This window comes from Rhodovulum marinum (assembly GCF_004343075.1).
Classification (GTDB): Bacteria; Pseudomonadota; Alphaproteobacteria; order Rhodobacterales; family Rhodobacteraceae; genus Rhodovulum; species Rhodovulum marinum.
Window position 1 is genome coordinate 24,242 of sequence record NZ_SLXP01000006.1, and the last position, 20,352, is coordinate 44,593.

The 20,352-nt window shown below is 64.8% G+C and carries 16 protein-coding genes; 11 read left to right on the top strand and 5 right to left on the bottom strand.

Annotated elements, in window-relative coordinates:
- Nucleotides 1-57 precede the first annotated feature (57 nt).
- Nucleotides 58-1,062, bottom strand: coding sequence for a C4-dicarboxylate TRAP transporter substrate-binding protein (locus tag EV662_RS10340; protein WP_132462092.1), 1,005 nt, complete (start codon nt 1,060-1,062; stop codon nt 58-60).
- 643 nt (nt 1,063-1,705) lie between these two features.
- Between EV662_RS10340 and EV662_RS10345 the strand changes: the two genes are divergently transcribed.
- Nucleotides 1,706-1,981 (top strand): hypothetical protein, encoded by a 276-nt coding sequence (locus EV662_RS10345; protein WP_132462093.1) that lies wholly within the window; start codon nt 1,706-1,708, stop codon nt 1,979-1,981.
- Here the strand turns inward: EV662_RS10345 and speB are convergent.
- Nucleotides 1,978-2,946, bottom strand: coding sequence for an agmatinase (gene speB / locus EV662_RS10350; protein ID WP_132462094.1), 969 nt, complete (start codon nt 2,944-2,946; stop codon nt 1,978-1,980). The genes EV662_RS10345 and speB overlap by 4 nt on opposite strands.
- Nucleotides 2,947-3,043: 97 nt before the next feature.
- On the opposite strand from speB, the gene EV662_RS10355 reads away from it, so the two are divergent.
- From EV662_RS10355 to EV662_RS10375, 5 genes are all read left to right on the top strand, one after another.
- Nucleotides 3,044-4,030 carry a TDT family transporter gene (locus EV662_RS10355; RefSeq protein ID WP_132462095.1) on the top strand — a complete coding sequence of 329 codons (987 nt, stop codon included), beginning with the start codon at nt 3,044-3,046 and terminating at the stop codon, nt 4,028-4,030.
- Between the two features lie 292 nt (nt 4,031-4,322).
- Complete coding sequence (cowN, locus tag EV662_RS10360) at nt 4,323-4,601, top strand: N(2)-fixation sustaining protein CowN (RefSeq protein ID WP_132462096.1); 279 nt, start codon at nt 4,323-4,325, stop codon at nt 4,599-4,601.
- Between the two features lie 89 nt (nt 4,602-4,690).
- The gene (gene guaB / locus EV662_RS10365) at nt 4,691-6,139 is read left to right on the top strand and encodes an IMP dehydrogenase (protein WP_132462097.1); all 1,449 of its coding nucleotides are present in this window, start codon (nt 4,691-4,693) and stop codon (nt 6,137-6,139) included.
- 70 nt (nt 6,140-6,209) lie between these two features.
- A complete protein-coding gene (locus EV662_RS10370) occupies nt 6,210-7,382 on the top strand; it encodes an RsmB/NOP family class I SAM-dependent RNA methyltransferase (RefSeq protein ID WP_132462098.1) in 1,173 nt (390 codons plus the stop codon).
- A gap of 96 nt (nt 7,383-7,478) precedes the next feature.
- Nucleotides 7,479-9,812, top strand: coding sequence for a hybrid sensor histidine kinase/response regulator (locus EV662_RS10375; protein WP_243695823.1), 2,334 nt, complete (start codon nt 7,479-7,481; stop codon nt 9,810-9,812).
- On the opposite strand, the gene EV662_RS10380 is transcribed toward EV662_RS10375, so the two are convergent.
- Nucleotides 9,788-10,387: a gamma-glutamyl kinase gene (locus EV662_RS10380; protein WP_132462099.1), complete on the bottom strand. Its 600-nt coding sequence runs from the start codon at nt 10,385-10,387 to the stop codon at nt 9,788-9,790. The genes EV662_RS10375 and EV662_RS10380 overlap by 25 nt on opposite strands.
- Before the next feature lie 193 nt (nt 10,388-10,580).
- Between EV662_RS10380 and recA the strand changes: the two genes are divergently transcribed.
- Both recA and EV662_RS10390 read left to right on the top strand, forming a co-directional pair.
- Nucleotides 10,581-11,657: a recombinase RecA gene (gene recA / locus EV662_RS10385; protein WP_132462100.1), complete on the top strand. Its 1,077-nt coding sequence runs from the start codon at nt 10,581-10,583 to the stop codon at nt 11,655-11,657.
- 144 nt (nt 11,658-11,801) lie between these two features.
- Nucleotides 11,802-13,628, top strand: a complete 1,827-nt coding sequence (locus tag EV662_RS10390; protein ID WP_132462101.1) for an ABC-F family ATP-binding cassette domain-containing protein — start codon at nt 11,802-11,804, stop codon at nt 13,626-13,628.
- A gap of 152 nt (nt 13,629-13,780) precedes the next feature.
- On the opposite strand, the gene EV662_RS10395 is transcribed toward EV662_RS10390, so the two are convergent.
- Complete coding sequence (locus tag EV662_RS10395; protein WP_132462102.1) at nt 13,781-14,536, bottom strand: SDR family NAD(P)-dependent oxidoreductase; 756 nt, start codon at nt 14,534-14,536, stop codon at nt 13,781-13,783.
- Nucleotides 14,537-14,843: 307 nt separating this feature from the next.
- Here EV662_RS10395 and EV662_RS10400 point away from each other — a divergent pair, with 307 nt between their 5' ends.
- Nucleotides 14,844-15,425: an outer membrane protein gene (locus EV662_RS10400; RefSeq protein WP_132462103.1), complete on the top strand. Its 582-nt coding sequence runs from the start codon at nt 14,844-14,846 to the stop codon at nt 15,423-15,425.
- Between the two features lie 25 nt (nt 15,426-15,450).
- Here the strand turns inward: EV662_RS10400 and EV662_RS10405 are convergent, their stop codons facing one another.
- Nucleotides 15,451-16,839, bottom strand: coding sequence for a pyridoxal phosphate-dependent decarboxylase family protein (locus tag EV662_RS10405; protein ID WP_132462104.1), 1,389 nt, complete (start codon nt 16,837-16,839; stop codon nt 15,451-15,453).
- 231 nt (nt 16,840-17,070) lie between these two features.
- On the opposite strand from EV662_RS10405, the gene cysS reads away from it, so the two are divergent.
- Together cysS and cimA are read left to right on the top strand one after the other, a co-directional pair.
- Nucleotides 17,071-18,474, top strand: coding sequence for a cysteine--tRNA ligase (cysS, locus tag EV662_RS10410; protein ID WP_132462105.1), 1,404 nt, complete (start codon nt 17,071-17,073; stop codon nt 18,472-18,474).
- 184 nt (nt 18,475-18,658) lie between these two features.
- Nucleotides 18,659-20,278 carry a citramalate synthase gene (gene cimA, locus EV662_RS10415; protein WP_132462106.1) on the top strand — a complete coding sequence of 540 codons (1,620 nt, stop codon included), beginning with the start codon at nt 18,659-18,661 and terminating at the stop codon, nt 20,276-20,278.
- Nucleotides 20,279-20,352 lie beyond the last annotated feature (74 nt).

A 20,352-nucleotide genomic window follows, 5' to 3' on the forward strand; every position in this document is an offset into this window, starting at 1 on the left:
GGGGTTTTCTCCCGGCGAGCACCGTCCGCGCGGGACGCGCGGACGGTGCGTCAGGGGTTATTGTCCGACCATGCCGGTCACGAAGTCGTAAAGCTCCTGCGCAGGCAGGCCGCGGGCGCTGTTCTCTTCGATCCAAGCCGTGGCGGCCGGACCCGCGGCGGCTGCCTTGAAGGCGGCGATTTCTTCGGGGCCATAGCTGACCCGTTCGATCCCGCGTTCATCAAGCGCCGGGCCCCATTTGGCCATCGTCTGGTTGTTGTAATAGTCGATGTAGTATTCCAGCGCCTCGTCGACCGAGCCCAGAAGCGCCGTGCGTTCGGTGTCACTCAGAGCATTCAGCGCGTCGGTGTTGATCACGACGGGGCAGTTCACGGTGCCGGGGTTCAGGTTGGTCGTCCACCAGCTGCCGGTTTCGATCGTGCCGAAGGACATGTGGGCATGCGGCGCAAAGGAAACCGCCTTGACCACGCCCGAATCCAGCGCCTGGCGCACTTCGGTCGCCGACATCGAGGTGGGCACCGCGCCGATCGTCTCCATCGCGGCGCCGATACCGCCGGTGGCGCGCACGCTCAGCCCCTTGAAATCGTCCAGCGTGCGGGGCGCGTCGCCCACGCCCACGAAATTGTACTGCGGCAAGGGCGAGGGCATCAGCAGCGTGGCGTTCCAGCGGGCCAGGTCGGCCTTGACCGCCGGGTGGTCGTAGAGCGCCATGGAAATCTCGCGCTCCTGCTCCAGGCTTTCGACGCCGAGGAATGGAAGTTCCAGAACGGTGATCGAGGGGTTCTTGTCGCGATGATAGCCCGCGCAGAACTGCGCCATCTCGAAGGCACCGATGGAAATGCCGTCAAGGTTCTCTGTGTTCTTGGACAGCCCGCCATAGGAGATGTTCAGGGTGAATTCTCCCCCGGTCTTTTCGCTGACCAGCTCCGCCAGCTTCTCGACATGCTCGGTAAAGGCGCGGCGCTTGCCCCAGAGCGAGACGTTCCACTCGGTGGCCAGCGCCTCGCTGGCGAAGGCGAAGGTCATGCTCGCGGCAACGGCCGCCGTGGTCAGCGTTTTCATGGATCGAACCTCCCAAGTCTTTTCATTGGGGCAGAGAGTAACGGGCAGGGGCGGGGCGGCAAGGGAAAACTGGCCGGGCATGGGCTTGCGTGGGCGGTGCGGTTGGGCCGCTCTGCCATAGGGTCAAAGGGGGGGGGCGGAGAGCGATATCGGCCATTTCGTTCGTTGATTGGCGATCTGGGCATCGTCGCCGCCGCGGGTGGTGGCGATGCTCGTGGCGTTCATGCCGAGTTGGCTCGTCTTGGTGCCAAGAGGGCGTGGGCTCGGCGCCTTGGCCTTTAGCGATCCTTTCGCGGTAGGACGGGTCTAGCCGGGCCTTCCTTGCCGGAATGCGGAGGAAGTCCGGTCACCGCGTGGATCGACCGCGCCCGCCACAGCCCGCTGCATGCCGTCCGCGCCGGACCAAAGCTGGCGCTGATCTGGATGGTGACGCTGTTGCTGTTGGGCTTTGCGTTCGGCGTGCTTTGGGCCTTCGTCGAGCGGGGTATAATAGGGGGTCTCGGGTGGTATTCGACGCCCTTTCTTGGATCGCCCGCGGGCCTGTCGGGACATTCTGATCCGGTTGGCCCTCACGGTGGGCTGATTGGACGGTGGCGCGCGGCGCGAGTAGGATGTGCACGATCACCCAAGCCCGGAGGCCCCCATGATCCGCCCCGCCGCTCTTGCCCTGCTTGCCGCCCTGACGGGCGTGCCTGTCATGGCGCAGTCGCAACTGGCCCGGGATGTCCTGCCCGAGTTACGCCGCGCGGGCGTTTCGCAGGACTGTATCTCGCGGCTGAGCCAGCATGATTTCGCCGCGATCAAGGGCATCCGCGATTCCATCACCCTCAGCCCGGGTAACAAGCTGCGCGAGATGAAGTTTCGCGCCGAGCGGGGTTGCGGCGAAACCCGGTCTTTCATCTTCGATATCTTCAACTAGGCCAGGGTGGTCTGTCCGCGTGCGTGGAAGATGAAGCCCAGCGTGTTCAAGAGAAGCTGTGCGGCCAGGATCGCGGTGACGCCGCCCGGGTCATAATCCGGCGCCACCTCGACCAGGTCCAGGCCCACAACATCATGGCGGCGCGCGATCCCCTGTATCAGTTCCACAACCTCGTAATACATGAATCCGCCATGGCTGGGTGTGCCGGTTCCCGGCGCGATCGAGGGGCAGAAGGCGTCGATGTCGATGGTCAGGTAGACCCGCGCGCCCGCCGGGATGCGCGTCACGACGGCCTCGGTGCCGAGCTGCCGGACCTGCCGGACCGAAAGGATGTCCGCCCCCATTGCGCGGGCATCCTCATAGCCTTCGCGCGCGGTCGAGGAGACGTTGCGAATGCCCAGTTGCGTCAAACCGGTGACATGATCCCGTTCGGCGGCCCGCCGCATCGGGTTGCCATGGCCATGCCGCACCCCGTGGCGTTCGTCCACGAAATCAAGGTGGGCGTCGATCTGGACGATGTGGAATGGCGCCTGCCCGTCGAAGGCCCGGATGGCGGGGATGTTGACCGAATGATCGCCGCCGATCAGCACGGGCAGGGCGCCCGCAGCCAACGCGGCCCGAACGCCGGTCTCTATGTTGGCGTGGCTTGTCTCGGTATCAGTATGCACGATATCGGCGTCCCCCATGTCGACGATCCGCACGTCCGGGCCCAGGTAGACCGCGTCGTCCTCGTGGTCATAGGCGCCGGCATGGCCGAAGGAGAACAGCGTGGAGGCCTCGCGCACCGCGCGCGGCCCGAACCGCGCGCCGGGCCGGAACTGGGTGCCGCCGTCGAAGGGGGCTCCCAGGATGGCCGCATCTGCCTCGATCCGGTCCCAATCACCCGCATGTGGCCGTTTGCCGAAGGTGCAAATCCCGACGAAGGGAAGGTCCAGCCGGCCCGTGTCGTAGCCATGTCCCGCCATCGTTGTCCTCCGCTTGCGGCCCGGGCGATCCTCGCCAATCGCCGCTGGCAGGGCAAGCGGCTTGCCCGGCGGGGGCGGCCGTGGCAGATGGGTGGGTATGGCACGGCAGGTTCCCCCCGTCTTCACACCGCGTCCGCGTTTCGGCGATGCGGTGCCACCTGCCATCTTTGCCCCGGTACTGGGCGCCTTGGCGCTTGGGTTGGCCTGGCGCAGTGCGTCGTTCAGTTTCGCGGTGCCGGGGGCGGTGGCCGACCTGATCCTCGGGGCGGTCACATTGCTTTTCCTGTTCTGCGCTCTGGCCTACGGACTCAAGGCGATGCGCCATCCTGGCGTCGTGGCCGAGGATCTTCGGGTATTGCCGGGGCGCGCCGGTCTCTCTGCGATGGTGCTGTCGGTCTATGTGCTGGCCACCGGGCTGGTGCCACTTGTGCCGGGTCTGGCCGGGCTGCTTCTCGCTATGGGCTTTGTGCTACATCTCGGGCTTGTCGGGCTGGTGCTACGCATACTCATGACGGGCCCGGCCGAGCAACGCCGCGTCAGCCCGGTCTGGCACCTGCAATTCGTGGGGTTCATCGTCGGTGCGGTGACCGCGTTGGCGTTGGGCCAGGTGGGACTGGCGACGATCATCCTATACGCCACCGGGGCTTGTGCTGCCGCGATCTGGATCGCCAGCATTGTCCAGTTCGCCCGTGCCGACGTACCCGCCCCGCTGCGGCCGCTGCTTGCCATCCATATCGCACCTGCCTGCCTGTTCGGAACCGTGGCGGTTCAACTGGGGCTGCCCGCGCTTGCCTGGTGTTTTGCGGTCCTGACCGCGCTTGTCCTGCTGGCGCTGCTGTTCCGCCTGCGCTGGCTGCTGGCCGCGGGGTTTTCGCCGCTGTGGGGTGCCTTCACGTTCCCGCTGGCCGCGCTGGCGAGTTTCTTTCTGACGATGGATGCAGCGGGGCAGGGCGCAGCCTTCCGCATCTTGGGCGGAGTGGCGCTGGTGGTGGCCACGCTCGCGATCCCGGCTATCCTTATCAAGGTGATGCAGGCCTGGGCCAAGGGCGGCCTCGGGGCCCGCACGAACGCCGCCCGCGTCTGACAAGGTATCCCTTTCGGCCGAAGACCTGCCGCATCGGACACGCGCCCGACGAAGCGGGTGCATCATCCCAACCCCGGACAAGTGGAAGCAAGCTGCGTCTTGGACCGGGGACAGGAGTGCCGATCGTCCGCCGCGCATTCGCAAACTGGTCGCGTGCTGGGCATGGCGGACCGATCTTGCCCGATCCGGCGGCAGCACTGTGCGTCTTCCGGCCATCCCGCTTTCGGAGCGCTGACAAGTGTCGGAAGGGCTTGTAGCGCCATGCGAGAAACGCCAAGAGGATGCCCCACCGATGAACGACGCCACCCTCGACCGCTATGTCAGCTTTCAGGGAATCGATTGCGACGGCAACGCCGATCGCCTGATGGGCATGCTTGCCCGCCAAATGGCCACCACCGAATCCCGCTGGGTTGGTTATTTCGAGAAGAAACTGGCCGAGAAACGTCGCATGGGTGCGGACAACCTGCACTTCATCGGGTCGCAGGTTAATACGCTTTCGGCCTTCTTCGCGGAAGAAGGCGATACCGAGGCGCTGGACCTGCTGGCCTACCTTGAAGAGACCTGTTGCTAGGGGCGCCTGCCCAGACCTTTTGCCCCTTTCCTTTTCGGCCTCCACATGAAATAGGGAAGCGCCAAACGAAGACTCCCCAGGAGACCCCCATGGAGATTCGCGAGGCGCTTACCTTCGATGACGTTCTGCTTGTTCCGGGTGCCAGTTCGGTTCTGCCGAGCCAGGCTGATACCGGCACCCATGTCACCCGGTCGATCCGGCTGAACATCCCGCTTCTGTCTTCGGCGATGGACACGGTGACCGAACACCGGATGGCGATCGCGATGGCCCAGGCGGGCGGGATCGGCGTGATCCACCGCAACCTGACGGTCGAGGAACAGGCCCGTGAGGTGCGCCGGGTCAAACGATTTGAATCCGGGGTCGTCTACAGCCCGATCACGTTGACCCCAGATCAGACGCTTGCCGATGCCAAGGCCTTGATCGAGCGGTATAATTTTACGGGATTCCCGGTCGTCGACGGCAAGGGCCACGTGGTCGGCATTCTGACCAATCGCGACATGCGTTTCGCGTCCAGCGATGCGACGCCAGTCAGCGCGATGATGACCTCGCAGAACCTTGCCGTGCTCAAGGAACCGGTGGACCGTAGCGAGGCGCTGAACCTCATGAAGGCGCGGCGGATCGAAAAGCTTTTGATCACCGACGAGGCGGGCAAGCTGACCGGGTTGTTGACGCTGAAGGACACCGAGAAATCGGTTCTGAATCCGCAGGCGGTGAAGGACGAACTGGGCCGGTTGCGCGTCGCCGCCGCGACCACGGTGGGGGATGCGGGGTTCGAACGCTCCGAGGCGCTGATCGACGCAGGCGTCGACCTGATCGTGATCGATACCGCGCATGGCCATTCCGAAGGCGTGGCAAAGGCCGTCGCGCGGATCAAGGGAATGACGAACGCGGTGCAGGTGATGGCCGGCAACGTCGCCACCGCCGAGGCGACGCGGGCGCTGATCGATGCTGGAGCGGACGCGATCAAGGTGGGCATCGGACCGGGCTCGATCTGTACCACGCGGATGGTGGCGGGTGTGGGCGTGCCGCAGCTGACCGCAATCATGGATTGCGCCGCTGCTGCGGGCGATATTCCCGTGATCGCCGATGGCGGTATCAAGTATTCCGGCGATTTCGCGAAGGCGATCGCGGCGGGGGCGTCCTGCGCGATGGTAGGGTCGATGATCGCGGGAACCGACGAAAGCCCCGGCGAGGTGATCCTGTACCAGGGCCGGTCCTTCAAGTCCTATCGCGGGATGGGCAGCCTGGGTGCGATGGCGCGTGGCTCGGCCGACCGCTATTTCCAGAAAGATGCCGCGTCAGACAAGCTGGTGCCCGAGGGGATCGAGGGGCAGGTGCCCTACAAGGGATCCGCGGGCGCTGTAATTCACCAACTGGTTGGCGGTTTGCGCGCGGCGATGGGCTATACCGGATGTGCCACGGTGGAGGAGATGCGTCGCAACTGCCGCTTCGTTCGGATCACTGGGGCAGGGCTTAAGGAATCCCATGTCCATGATGTGCAGATCACGCGGGAGAGTCCGAATTACCGGGTGATGTGACGATGGCCCCCAATTCAATTTGGTCAACGGCTTGCGGGGCGAACTTCATGTTTTTCTCGACGGGGGTCGCGTGACCCCGGGCGCACGGGTTGCCGCAGCCATCGGCATTCTGGACGATTGGCTGGCCGGTGCGCCCATAGAGAAACTTTTGACCACCTGGGGCCGGCAGAACCGGTTTGCGGGCTCGGGCGACCGGGCCGCGATCCGCGATCTGGTGTTCGACGCGCTGCGCTGCCGACGGTCCTGTGCGGCGCTTGGCGGCGCTGAAACCGGACGCGGGCTGATGCTTGGCCTGTTGCGGGCCTCGGGTCAGGACCTCGACGCCGTTTTCAGCGGTGCCGGACATGCCCCGCCCCCGCTGACCGAGGCCGAGCGCGCCTCGCCCCGGCGTGTCGCCGATCTGCCCGAAGAGATCGCCTGCGACTGCCCCGATGCGTTGGCCGAGGTGCTGCGCGACAGTCTGGGGAACGACTTTCGCCCGGTGATGGAGGCGCTGCGGCACCGGGCACCGGTCTTTCTGCGTGTGAATACCCATCGTACGTCTCTTGCGGCGGCTGCGGCGGCGCTTGCCGAAGAGGGCATAGCGACCCGGCCGCACCCTTTGTCGCCGACTGCGTTGGAGGTCACGGAGAACGCCCGACGGGTTCAGCGGAGCCGGGCCTATATGGAGGGATTGGTGGAGTTGCAGGACGCGGCAAGTCAGGCGGTGGCTGATCTGATGCCTATTCCGCCAGAGGGCCGCGTGCTGGATTACTGCGCCGGCGGCGGTGGCAAGACTCTGGCGCTGGCGGGCCGCGCGAAGGCACGGTTTCACGCCTTCGACGCGGCGCCCGAACGGATGCGCGACCTGCCGGAGCGCGCCACGCGCGCGGGTGTCGGGGTGCGCAGGATGACCCGGGCGGATCTGGAAGGTGGCCCCCCCTTCGACCTGGTTTTGTGCGATGTGCCCTGTTCGGGCAGTGGTGCATGGCGGAGGTCACCCGAGGCGAAATGGCGGACCTCTCCCGACGATCTTGCGCGACTGACAGCCACGCAGGACGCGATCCTTTCGTCGGCGGCAAAGCTTGTCGCGCCCGGTGGTGCCCTTGGCTATGCGACCTGTTCGCTGATCGCAGTCGAAAACAGAGCGCGTGTCGCGGCCTTTCTGGGACGCGAACCGGGCTGGCACATGATTGACGAACGCCGCCTGACCCCGCTGGACGGAGGCGATGGATTCTACGCGGCGGTATTGCGCCGTACCTAAGCGATCTGCCGCCTGCAGGACGCTGCGTTAACAGATGGTTAACCGCCGCCGGCCCAAACTGACACAGCGATCCGAATCCGTCCCGAGGCTGTCGACGTGCCGCGACTTTCCCCTGCGATTTCAAATATCAGTCAGTCTGCGGCATTCTATGCCGAGAGAGCCTGGGCCATTCTGCTGTGCGGCATCGCGCTTGCGTTGGTGGCGCGGGCGACACCGATGCACTGGCTGGCTGTGCTTTTGCTGTCGGCGGCCGGCACGTTGGCGGCGCTGGCAACCGTATTACGTCTTGCGGACCTTTGGGGCAGGCGCCTGCCGGCCGGCCGTTTGCGCCGGTTATGTTCGGGTGCGCCTGGGGCATGTGTGCTGACCGACCGGCGGGGACGTGTCCTGATGGCCAATACCGCCGCGTTGCGCCGGGTGCCCGCGGCACGCGGTCAGCCATTGGCCGCGGCTTTGGCTGCGATTTTCGCCGATCCCGAGCGGGCGGTAGCGGGCCTGATCTCGGCCGCTGCCCGCGGCGAAAGCGCGACACATGTCCGGCCTGGATCCGAGGGAAACCTGCGCCTGAACGTCGAACGAGTCGCGCCGGGGGTGTTCATGTGGCATGTCGATGGCGGAGAGCCACCCGCGACCGACAGCGCCCTTCCGATGCTTCGGCTCGATTCCGAAGGCAAGGTTCTTACGCTGAACGCGGCGGCGCGCGGTTTGCTGGGCCGCAGCCCTGCCTCCCTGGCGGAACTGCGCCGCGGTGCGCCGCCGCCGTCGCACGCCGTTGGTGACGAAATCGAGATCGACACGTGCAAAGGGCCGGCGCGGCGTCGGTTGATGACGCTTCGCGGACGCGACGGAACGAGCGAGCTTTACATTCTTCCTCCCGGGGCTGCGGTGGGTGAGACGCGCCCCCCCGAGGGGCTGCTAGATGCACTCCCCGTGGCCATCCTGCAACTCGACATCGACGGTACGGTGCGGTTGGCCAATGTGCGTGCGCGGCAGTTCCTGGGGGGCGATCCAGATCAACCGCTGAACCTTTGCGATCGCCTGGAAGGCCTGGGGCGTCCGGTCAGCGACTGGCTGGCCGAGGCCGCTGAGGGACGCGCGAGCAACATGGCCGAAGTGTTGCGCGTTGCGCGTTCCGATTGCGAGCTTTTCGTGCAGGTCGCCCTTGCGCGGATGGAGGGCAGCGGGCTTGTCGCGGTGCTTCACGACGTCACCGAGATGAAAACCCTCGAGGCACAGTTCACGCAAAGCCAGAAAATGCAGGCGATCGGCCAGTTGGCCGGCGGTGTGGCGCATGATTTCAACAACCTGCTGACAGCCATATCGGGTCATTGCGACCTGTTGATGCTGCGCCATGATGCGGGCGACCCCGACTATGGAGACCTCGTGCAGATCCATCAAAACGCCAATCGTGCGGCGTCGCTTGTTGGCCAGTTGTTGGCCTTTTCTCGCAAACAGACGCTTAGTCCCGAGGTATTGGACCTGCGCGACACGATGGGCGAGTTGGCCCATTTGCTGGATCGACTGGTTGGCGAACGGGTCAAGCTGCGTATCAGTCACGGCGATGACCTGCCGCCGATCCGCGCCGACAAGCGGAAGCTGGAACAGGTCGTGATGAACCTCGTGGTGAACGCCCGCGATGCCATGCCCAGTGGCGGCGAGATCCGATTGGAAACCGCGGCGCTTGATTTGTCGACCGAAATGCGGCGCGACCGCGCGGTGGTGCCAGCGGGTGCCTATGCCGTGGTGCGGGTGCGCGACGAGGGTGAAGGAATTCCGCCCGACCGGCTGACGAAGATTTTCGAACCGTTCTTCACCACCAAGCGTCCGGGCGAGGGAACCGGCTTGGGCCTGTCGACCGTCTATGGCATCGTCAAGCAGACTGGCGGTTTCATCTTCGTCGACAGCGCGCCGGGCGAGGGAAGCACATTCACTTTGTACCTGCCCGCTTATCGCGGTGGCGCCGAGACCGATGCACTTGCCGAGACCCAGGCCGAGGATGATGCGCCAGACGCCGGCGTGGTCCTTCTGGTCGAGGACGAGGCCCCGGTGCGTTCGTTTGCGGCACGTGCGATGACCATGCGCGGCCATACCGTGCTCGAGGCCGAGAGCGGCGAGCAGGCGCTGGAAATCCTTTCGGATCCCGAACTCAAGGTCGATGTATTCGTGACCGACGTGGTGATGCCCGGGCTGGACGGACCCGGGTGGGTCGCGAAGGCGTTGAAGGATCGGCCGGGGACCCGCGTGGTCTTCGTTTCGGGGTATGCCGAGGACAGTTTTGGTGAAATCCGCGGTCGTATTCCGAACTCGGTATACCTGCCGAAACCGTTTTCTCTGTCCGACCTGACCACGACCGTGCAACGGCAATTGCGCGCCCCGACCAGACCCGCCGGCGCCAGCCCCTCCGGTCAGACCGCTCCGAGCGCGTCGTAAAGCGCGAAATCCTCGGCCCGTTCGCGCCGAAGCCGGGCACGTGTCGCAGCGGACAGGTTCAGCGGGGCGGTCGGTGAAGCATTGCGCCGGGGCAGTTTGATCGGTTCGCCAAGGCGCGTCTGCATGAAATCGAGGAGCGCTTTCGGGTCGTCGTAACGAAAGAGATGGTCCACTCCGCGCCTGTCGCTGCCCGGCGCGACGAAGCGGGACTGTGACCCCAGATCGGCATAGGCCGGCCTGTCGGTCCCGAGATAGGCGATCACGAAGTCCTCGAAGCTGATGCCCCGGGTGCTGGCGGCGCGCCCGGCCAGGGCGGGCCGCGCGCGGTAGCGATACCAACTGCCCAGCCATTCCTCTGGTTGGCGGATCACGGCCACCGTTTCTATGCCGGTTAGACCTGCCCGTTCCAAGACCGGCACTAGCCGGGTGCGGAAACGCCGCAAGGTCATGTGTTTCAGCGGGGGCGGGGCGCGCACGACCATGTCGGCCCGCTCTCCGAGCGCCGCGGCCCAGGCGGTCGATCCTGTCTTGGGCACCGCCAGAAGCGCCAGTCTTTCGCGCGCGAACAGCAACATCGACATGCTCCGTATGGCCTGCGGCAACTTTTGCCGAAGCGCGTGAACCAATCCTTAACCGTTTCCCGGAATGCTGGGGAAGTTCGAATTTGACTTGAAATGTTCGCGCTTTGATCTCATAAGAATGAGAACAAGAGGCGAACAAAAGCGATCATTGCCGCCCGCTCCCGGGTGTGGAATAAGGATTGAAAACATGGGCACAGCAAACCTTCTGGACATGGTGGACAAGCAAAACTCCGATAAGCAGAAGGCCCTCGATTCCGCGCTCGCGCAGATCGAGCGGCAGTTCGGCAAGGGCTCGATCATGAGGCTCGGTGCCGACAACCCGGTGCAGGAGATCGAGGCCACCTCGACCGGCTCGCTGGGCCTCGACATCGCGCTGGGGATCGGCGGGCTGCCCAAGGGGCGCATCATCGAGATCTATGGCCCCGAAAGCTCGGGCAAGACGACGCTGACGCTGCATTGCGTGGCCGAGGAGCAAAAAAAGGGCGGCGTCTGCGCCTTTGTCGACGCCGAACATGCGCTTGACCCGCAATACGCGAAGAAGCTGGGCGTAAACCTTGACGAGTTGCTGATTTCGCAGCCGGACACCGGCGAGCAGGCATTGGAAATCACCGATACGCTGGTTCGATCCGGTGCGGTCAGCATGGTGGTGGTCGACTCGGTCGCCGCGCTGACCCCGAAATCGGAACTCGAAGGCGACATGGGCGATTCCAGCGTTGGCGTTCAGGCCCGGTTGATGAGCCAGGCGATGCGCAAGCTGACGGGGTCGATCAGCCGGTCGAAATGCACCGTGATCTTCATTAACCAGATCCGGATGAAGATCGGCGTGATGTTCGGAAGCCCTGAAACCACGACCGGTGGCAACGCCCTGAAATTCTATTCCTCGGTGCGGCTCGACATTCGCCGGATCGGTGCGATCAAGGACCGCGACGAGGTCGTGGGCAACGCAACCCGCGTGAAGGTCGTCAAGAACAAGGTGGCCCCGCCGTTCAAGCAGGTGGAATTCGACATCATGTATGGCGAAGGCATCTCGAAGACCGGCGAATTGATCGACCTGGGCGTCAAGGCTGGCGTGGTAGAGAAATCCGGGTCCTGGTTTTCCTATGGCGATGAACGGATCGGGCAGGGGCGGGAGAATGCAAAGAATTTCCTGAGGGAGAACCCCGAGATCGCTCTGTCGATCGAGGACAAGATCCGTGCGGCACACGGGCTGGACTTTCATATGGGGGATGACGACGGCGGCGATGGCGAGGTGATGGAGTCCTGATCCGCCCTGCCGGGGCTGATTGTTTGGTTGCGGAAACCCGCCGGAGTGATCCGGCGGGTTTTTTTGGTGCCGGGCAGGTCGGGCCGTGCCGGCGGCCATGCGCGCCCGCTTGACCGTTCTTCGTCCGCGCAGTAGCCACCGGCCATGGCGCGCGCTCCCCTTTTGCAATTGTCCGACATTTCGCTGGGCTACGGCGGCAGCCCGGTTTTCGCCGGGCTGGACCTTGTGATCCAACCCGGTGACCGGGTGGCCCTAGTCGGCCGCAACGGGTCGGGCAAATCGACGTTGATGAAGGTGATGGCGGGGCTGGTCGAGCCCGATGCAGGTGCGCGCGTTCTGTCCCCCGGCACGACGGTCGGGTACATGGAACAGGACCCCGATCTTGCGGGCTTCGCCACGCTGGGGGAATTCGCTGTCAGTGGTCTCGACCACGGCGAGGCCTACCGCGTCGAGATGGCTGCCGACGGGCTGAAGTTCGATCCGTCAACTCCGGTTGCGACCGCATCGGGAGGGGAACGTCGGCGCGCGGCGCTGGCCAAGCTGTTGGCCGAAGCACCGGCTTTGATGCTGTTGGACGAACCGACCAACCACCTGGATATTCAGGCCATCGGCTGGTTGGAATCGCAATTGGCCGAGACGCGCTCGGCATTCGTTCTGATCTCGCATGACCGGGCTTTTCTTCGGGCGCTGACGCGTGCGACGCTGTGGATTGATCGCGGCGAAGTTCGCCGGCAGGAACGCGGTTTCGCGAGCTTCGAGGAATGGCGGGACAAGGTCTGGGCCGACGAAGACGAGGCCCGTCACAAGTTGGATCGCAAGATCAAGGCCGAGGCGCGTTGGGCGGTCGAAGGGATCTCAGCGCGGCGCAAGCGCAACCAGGGGAGGGTGCGCGCGCTGCAAGGGCTGCGCGAGGAACGGGCGGCGATGATCCATCGGCAGGGCGTGGCGGCGATGGCGCTGGAGTCGGGTCCCAAATCGGGCAAACGCGTGATCGAGGCGCGCGGCATCTCTAAGCGGTTCGGCGACCGGATGATCCTGCGCGACTTTTCCCTGCGCATTCACCGGGGCGAGCGGGTGGCGCTGGTCGGGCCGAACGGCGCCGGCAAGACGACGCTTTTGAAGATGCTGACCGGAGAAATTTCCCCCGACACCGGCGAGGTTATCGTGGGCGCAAATCTTCAGATGGCGGTGTTCGACCAGAACCGTTCCGCGCTCGACCCGGACATGACGCTTTGGGAAAGCTTGACGGGTGATTCCGAGATGCGCGTCTCGGGCAAGGCCGATCAGGTCCTCGTGCGGGGCCAGCCGAAACACGTGGTGGGGTATCTCAAGGAATTCCTGTTCGACGAGGCGCAGGCCCGCGCCCCGGTCAGGTCGCTGTCCGGGGGGGAACGCGCCCGGCTGTTGCTGGCACGGATCATGGCGCGGGATTCCAACCTTTTGGTGTTGGACGAACCCACGAACGATCTTGATGTGGAAACGCTGGACCTGTTGCAGGAATTGCTGTCGGACTTCGATGGGACGGTTCTGCTGGTCAGCCATGACCGGGATTTTCTCGACCGGGTGGCCTCGACCACCATCGCGATGGAGGGCGATGGGCGGGCGGTGGTCTATGCCGGGGGCTGGTCGGATTACCAGGCGCAGCGGGGCGCAGAGGGCGACACGCACGTACCGGATCGTGCGAAACCCGCGCCGACACAAAAGGTGCCGGTGGCCAAGGCAAAACCAGCTGCAAGCGGGCTTACCTTTACCGAGAAACACCGGCTGGAGGAACTGCCCGCCGAGATGGAGCGGCTTGCGGCCGAGATTTCCAAGCTGGAGGTGTTGCTGGCCGATGCCGAGCTGTTCACACGCGAACCGGTGAAGTTTCGCAAGGCGACTGAGGCGCTGACGGCACGGCAGTCGGCGCTGAGCGCGGCCGAGGACGAGTGGCTGGCCCTGGCCGAGAAAGCCGAGAGCTCGGGCACCTGACTGTGGCTGATGTGTCGGGCGGGCGCGGCATCCATGGGTTAAGAACGGTGTCACCGACCCAATCGCAAGAGAAATGCCGCCCCCGCTGAAAAGCGAGTGCGGCGAAAAGACTCCACTGTTTCAAGCGGTTCTCGAGACGGATCGGTTTGATCTCACGTCATCCTGAGGGCGCCGTCCAGCCGGATCACCTCGCCGTTGAGGTAGCAGTTTTCGATGATATGGCAGACCAGCCGGGCGAATTCGGCCGGGTCGCCCAGCCGGGGCGGGTTCGGCACGTCGGCGGCCAGCGTGTCCATCACCTCTGAGCCCAGCCCCTCAAGCATGGGGGTGCGGAACACCCCGGGCGCGATGGCCATCACCCGGATACGCAGGCTGGCCAGATCGCGGGCCAGCGGCAGGGTCATCGACGCGATCCCGCCCTTGGATGCGGCATAGGCGGCCTGGCCTTTCTGTCCGTCGAAAGCGGCGATCGAGGCGGTGTTGACGATGACCCCGCGGCAGCCATCGGACTCGTAATCGTTGGTGGCCATTTCGGCCGCTGCCAGACGCAGCACGTTGAAGCTTCCGATCAGGTTGATTTCGACCGTGCGGCGAAAGCTGTCCAGTGCATGCGGCCCGGACTTGCCCAGCGTGCGTTCGGCGGTGGCGATCCCGGCGCAGTTGAGGCAGGCGGTGATGCCGCCCATTTGGGCCGCGGCTTCGCCGATGGCCTGGGTGACGGACGCCTCGTCGGTGACGTCGACCGGTTGAAAGCCAGCGCCGATTTCGGCGGCAAGCGCCATGCCGCGTTCCGTGTCGCGGTCGAGGATCGTCACGGCGGCCTCGCTGGCACAAAGCATGCGCGCCGTTGCCGCGCCAAGCCCTGAGGCGCCCCCCGTCACGATGGCTTTCGTATCGCCGATGCGCATGTCCGTCTCCTCTTTGTTCATCGCGTCGCGTGCAGAGCTAGCGCGGCCCGCGGCGGATTGTCCATGCGGCCATGAGGCCCGACCGGGATGTCCGGCGCGGGGTGCGTCGGCCGGGTTCTGCCCAGACCATCCAGCAGCGCCGGCGGGAAAATGCCGGGCCAGCGATGCAGGTAGCAGGATTGCTCACATCCGCGTGTCCGCATCTTTGCGAACACAACGCGCGGGCCTTTCTTTGACGCGGGCGCCAACGCGGTGCCCTGCAGACGACTGCCAAACCAGAACCACCATAGAGGCAAGGAGACACTCCATGCGACTTTTCCGTTTCACCCTTCCGCTGGCTGCAATGCTGGGGGCGCCGGCGCTGGCCGGCGGCTATGATCCGGCCCCCGAACCCGTCCAGGTGATGCCCGCCGCGCCTGTGCCGGTCGCCAATGGCGACTGGAATGGCGGCTATGCCGGCATTCAGCTTGGCTATGGCGATGTCAGCGCCGATGGCGGGCTGGACGGCGATGGCGAAATCTACGGTCTGCATGCCGGTTATCGCTGGGACCTGGGAACGCTGGTCTACGGCGTCGAACTGGATCATGACAGGGCGGGTATCGACATCGGCGGCGGTGCGGCCGAACTGGATGACGTCACCCGTCTGAAGGGGCAAGTCGGCTACGATATGGGCCAGACGCTGGTCTATGCGACGGCGGGTGTCGCGAACGGCGATACCGATCTGGGCGATGAAACCGGTTGGGTTGCGGGCGCCGGGTTGGCCTGGGCGGTGTCACCGTCCTGGGTGATCGGCGGTGAAGTGCTTTACCATGACTTCGACGAGTTCGGCTCGTCCGGCGTGGGGGCGAACGCCACGACCGCGACGTTGCGTGCGTCGTTCCGGTTCTGATCGGCGCGTTCGGGGCCTTTGATGATCAAGTGGCCCCGGTCAACTCGGCCAGCACGCGCGGCAATGTCATGACGTCGTCGCGCGTGCAGTCGAACTGTCCCACCTGCACACGGATGACGAAGCGGCCACGATGCCGCGTCTGGGTCAGATAGACCCTTCCGTCGTCGTTTACCCGTTTCAACAGATCCTCGGTTGCCGCATCATCGCGCCATGCGAACGTGAAAAGCGACAGCCGGGGTTCGGTCACGATCTCGAAACCGGGCAGCGCGGCGATGGCATCGCGCGCCTCCGTCGCCCATTGGACGTGGTTACGGATGCGCGTGCGCAACCCCTCAAGCCCGTAGGCGCGCAACACGAACCAAAGCTTGAGTGCGCGGAACCGGCGGCCCAGGGGTACCGTCCACTCGTTGAAATCCGTGACGTCGGTCTGGCCCAACGTGTGCAGGTAATCGGGTCGAAGGCCCAGTGTGCGCACTTGGGGCGTTGGATCGGCAAGGAACTGGAGCGAACAGTCGAATTGTGCGCCCAGCCATTTGTGTGGGTTGAAGACGATGGAATCGGCGCCATCGATGCCCGCCCACCATGATCTGAACTCTGGACAGATCATGGCCGCACCGGCCCAGGCGGCATCGACATGGGTGTAAAGCCCGTGATCGCGCGCCACGATGAGGGTTTCCGCGACAGGATCCGTGGCGCCGATGCCGGTGCCGCCGACGCAAAGGATCACGCCCGCCGGCACATGGCCTGCATCGAGATCGGCGCGGATCGCGGCCTCTAGCGCGGCGGGGTCCATCCCGACATCGGAGTCGGTTGGCACCTTGACCAGGTTCGCCTGTCCGATTCCGGCGATGCGTACCGCCTTGTCGATGGAGGAATGTGCCTCGGCACTGGCGTAAACCCGGAGCCGCGGCTGCTGTGCAAGCCCGTCCTCGTTCCCGGCCCATCCCAGTGCGCGCTCGCGCATCGTCAGAACCGCCGACAGCGTCGCGGTGGTGGCACTGTCATGGATCGTCCCGGTGAAATGCGACGCCAGGCCCAAGGCATCGCGCAGCCATCCGATCATGACCTGTTCGATTTCGGTCGCAGCAGGCGCGGTCTGCCACAGCATGCATTGCGCGGCCATCGCGTTTGCCAGTTGCTCGGCCAACATGGAGGCGGGCGCGGCGTTCGCCGGGAAATAGGCGAAAAACCTGGGATGTTGCCAATGGGTCATTGCGTCCGGCACAAGCCGTTCGAAATCGGCGAAGATCGTCTCGATCGCCTCGGGCTGTTCGGGGGCTTGCCGGGGCAGTTTCGCGGCGGTGTCTCCAGGCGCGCAGGTCGCGCGCACGGGCCGGTCGCGCAACGTCGCGTGGTAGTCATGAGCCCAGTCCGCGGCGCGTTTCGACCAGTGCACCAGATCGTCGTGGTTCATCGCTTGCGCCCCTCGCTGCCATCGGATGCCTTGATCGGGCATATGTGCGGCCCGGAAAAGGAGCAAGGGGGCGCCGTGTCTCAATCGAGTCTCTTGCGACCGGCGCGCCTATCCCCGCCCGTTTTCGCCATGCCTTGTCGGCAGATACCCAGGCAGGGTACGGGCGTTGTATTTCCATCTTTCCGGATATGTGCCAGAACCCGCCGCGGGACGCGCGCGAAGGACGGACGCATGACCGAGATCACCCTTTACAATACCCGGACCCGCCGCAAGGACCGGTTCGAGCCGATCGACCCCGACAATGTGCGGATGTATGTCTGCGGGCCCACGGTCTATGACCGGGCGCATCTGGGCAATGCACGGCCTGCTGTGGTGTTCGACGTGCTGTTCCGGTTGCTCCGCCATGTCTATGGCGCCGACCACGTTACCTATGTGCGCAACATCACCGATGTCGACGACAAGATCATCGCGCGGGCCGACGAAACCGGTCGTCCGATTTCCGAGATCACTGAAGAGACGGCGCGCTGGTATGTCGAGGACATGGCTGCGCTGGGTGTGTTGGAGCCGTCGCATATGCCGCGGGCGACGGCCTTTATCGGCCAGATGATCGCGATGATCGAGGAACTTATCGCGCGGGGGCATGCCTACGCCGCCGAGGGCCATGTGTTGTTCGACGTGAAGAGCTATGCCGCCTATGGGGCGCTGTCGGGCCGGTCGGTCGATGACATGATCGCCGGCGCGCGTGTCGAGGTGGCGCCCTACAAGCGTGACCCGATGGATTTCGTGCTGTGGAAGCCGTCGACGCCGGATCAGCCGGGCTGGGACAGCCCCTGGGGCCGCGGTCGGCCCGGCTGGCATATCGAGTGCTCGGCGATGAGCCATGCGCTTTTGGGGGAGACGTTCGACATCCATGGCGGCGGCAACGACCTGACCTTTCCGCACCACGAGAACGAGATCGCGCAAAGCTGCTGCGCCCATCCTGGCAGCGACTTCGCACGGGTCTGGATGCATAACGAGATGTTGCAGGTCGAGGGCAAGAAGATGTCCAAGTCCCTGGGCAACTTCTTCACCGTGCATGACTTGCTGGAGCAGGGGGTGCCGGGCGAGGTGATCCGCTTCGTGTTCCTGTCGACGCATTACCGCAAGCCGATGGACTGGACGGCGGAGAAGGCGAAGCAGGCTGAGGCGACGCTGGCTGGCTTCTATTTACAGACGGATGGGGTCGAACCGGCGAAGTCGGTGCCGGAAGACCTGGTCGAGATTCTGGCAAACGATCTGAACACCGCTGGCGCTTTGGCCCTACTCCACGATTATTCCGCCAACAATCGACCTGCTGATCTGAAAGCGGCGATGACGTTACTTGGTTTGCCCGAGGCCGAGAACTTGGAATGGTTCAGAGACCGCAGAGTGTTTGTTTCGGCAACCAACGATCCGCACCGCGCGCATGTTCTTTGGCCGCATCTTGATGCATGGATGGAACTCAGGAATGCCAAGAATTATTCCGCTGCCGATGAACTGAAGGCGAAGATTGAAGCCGCCGGAACGGTTTTGACGGTAACGCCGACCGGCCCAAATGCGGAAGTGCTACCTTCGTTCGACCCCTCGAAGCTGGAGGAACCGCTGGAATGGGAGTGACGAAAGTTGGGCACAGTTGCAGGGTCCGCCCCCAACGAGGTCGGCGAGAAGCGCCCGCCCTGTGGGGGGCGGGGCGGACGCTTTCCGGGCCCTTGGCCCGGGCTGGGATTGGCCTTTGCAGTAGTAAGCAGGTCGGGGGCGACCCGTACCGTTGGCCCGGGGTGCGGGATGGTATCGGAGGGGCATGATGGCTGAACGTCTCTACCTCTACGACACCACCCTTCGCGACGGCCAGCAGACTCAGGGTGTGCAGTTTTCCACCGCCGAGAAGATCCGGATCGCCGAGGTGCTGGACGCGCTCGGCGTTGACCATATCGAGGGCGGCTGGCCCGGCGCGAACCCGACCGACAGCGCTTTTTTCGAGATGGCCCCAAAGACCCGCGCGCGGCTGACCGCGTTCGGGATGACCAAGCGCGCAGGCCGCAGCGCCGAGAACGACGAGGTGCTGGCCGCGGTACTGAACGCGGGCACGCCGTCGGTCTGCCTTGTCGGAAAGACCCATGATTTTCACGTCGAGACGGCGCTTGGGATTACCCGCGACGATAATATCGAGAATATCGCGAAATCCATCGCACATGTTGCCGCACAGGGCCGCGAAGCGCTGTTCGACGCGGAACACTTTTTCGACGGCTGGAAATCGGACCCCGATTACGCGTTCGACTGCCTGAAGGCCGCCCATGATGCGGGCGCGCGCTGGATCGTGCTTTGCGACACAAATGGCGGAACGCTGCCCCACGAGGTAGGCGAGATCACGGCACAGGTGATCGCCCGCGGCATATCGGGCGCGCAGATCGGTATCCACACGCATGACGATACCGGCAACGCGGTGGCGGGTAGTCTTGCCGCCGTGGACGCGGGCGCGCGGCAGGTGCAGGGCACGCTGAACGGGCTGGGGGAACGCTGCGGCAACGCCAACCTGGTAACTCTGATCCCGACGCTGCTGTTGAAGGCGCCCTATGCCGGGCGGTTCCAGACCGGCGTCACCGAAGAGGCGCTGGCACAGCTGACCCGTGCCTCGCGGCTTCTTGATGACATCCTGAATCGGGTGCCGGTGAAAAGCGCCCCTTATGTCGGCGCCTCGGCCTTTGCTCACAAGGCGGGCCTGCACGCCAGCGCGATCCTCAAGGATCCAGCGACCTACGAACATATCGACCCTGCGCGGGTCGGCAATATCCGCGTCATTCCGATGTCGAACCAGGCCGGGCAGTCCAACCTGCGCCGACGACTGGCGGAGGCGGGCATAGAGGTGGACGAGGCCGATCCGCGCCTCGCCCAAATCCTGGACGAGATCAAGATGCGCGAGGGCGAGGGCTATTCCTACGACACTGCGCAGGCGAGCTTCGAACTGGTAGCGCGGCGGTTGCTGGACGGCCTGCCCGCCTATTTCGAAGTCAAGCGCTATCGCGTGACCGTGGAACGGCGGAAAAACCGCCATGACCGGATGGTCAGTTCGTCCGAGGCGGTCGTGGTGGTCAAGGTCGGTGGCGAAAAGAAGCTTTCGGTTTCCGAAAGCCGCGATGCAGAGGGGCGCGACCGGGGGCCGGTGAACGCGTTGTGGCGGGCGCTGGCCAAGGACCTGGGCCCTTACCAGCCCTATATCGACGACATGAAGCTGGTGGATTTCAAAGTGCGGATTACCAACGGTGGGACCGAGGCGGTGACGCGCGTCATTATCGACAGCGAGGACGGGCAGGGGCGTCGGTGGTCCACGGTGGGGGTTTCGCCGAACATCGTCGACGCCTCGTTCGAGGCGCTGCTTGACGCCGTCGTTTGGAAGTTGGTGCGGGATGGGGCCGGAACCTGATGGATGGGGACGCGTTCGTCAAGCTGCATGCCGGCCTGCCGTGCGAGGGGCAGATGCACCGGGATGTCGGGCGG

What these genes read in the sequence shown, in the direction of transcription:
- EV662_RS10340 (WP_132462092.1), bottom strand. Translation starts at nt 1,062, where the DNA reads ATGAAAACGCTGACCACGGCGGCCGTTGCCGCGAGCATGACCTTCGCC.
- EV662_RS10345 (WP_132462093.1), top strand. Translation starts at nt 1,706, where the DNA reads ATGATCCGCCCCGCCGCTCTTGCCCTGCTTGCCGCCCTGACGGGCGTG.
- speB (WP_132462094.1), bottom strand. Translation starts at nt 2,946, where the DNA reads ATGGCGGGACATGGCTACGACACGGGCCGGCTGGACCTTCCCTTCGTC.
- EV662_RS10355 (WP_132462095.1), top strand. Translation starts at nt 3,044, where the DNA reads ATGGCACGGCAGGTTCCCCCCGTCTTCACACCGCGTCCGCGTTTCGGC.
- cowN (WP_132462096.1), top strand. Translation starts at nt 4,323, where the DNA reads ATGAACGACGCCACCCTCGACCGCTATGTCAGCTTTCAGGGAATCGAT.
- guaB (WP_132462097.1), top strand. Translation starts at nt 4,691, where the DNA reads ATGGAGATTCGCGAGGCGCTTACCTTCGATGACGTTCTGCTTGTTCCG.
- EV662_RS10380 (WP_132462099.1), bottom strand. Translation starts at nt 10,387, where the DNA reads ATGTTGCTGTTCGCGCGCGAAAGACTGGCGCTTCTGGCGGTGCCCAAG.
- recA (WP_132462100.1), top strand. Translation starts at nt 10,581, where the DNA reads ATGGGCACAGCAAACCTTCTGGACATGGTGGACAAGCAAAACTCCGAT.
- EV662_RS10390 (WP_132462101.1), top strand. Translation starts at nt 11,802, where the DNA reads ATGGCGCGCGCTCCCCTTTTGCAATTGTCCGACATTTCGCTGGGCTAC.
- EV662_RS10395 (WP_132462102.1), bottom strand. Translation starts at nt 14,536, where the DNA reads ATGCGCATCGGCGATACGAAAGCCATCGTGACGGGGGGCGCCTCAGGG.
- EV662_RS10400 (WP_132462103.1), top strand. Translation starts at nt 14,844, where the DNA reads ATGCGACTTTTCCGTTTCACCCTTCCGCTGGCTGCAATGCTGGGGGCG.
- EV662_RS10405 (WP_132462104.1), bottom strand. Translation starts at nt 16,839, where the DNA reads ATGAACCACGACGATCTGGTGCACTGGTCGAAACGCGCCGCGGACTGG.
- cysS (WP_132462105.1), top strand. Translation starts at nt 17,071, where the DNA reads ATGACCGAGATCACCCTTTACAATACCCGGACCCGCCGCAAGGACCGG.
- cimA (WP_132462106.1), top strand. Translation starts at nt 18,659, where the DNA reads ATGATGGCTGAACGTCTCTACCTCTACGACACCACCCTTCGCGACGGC.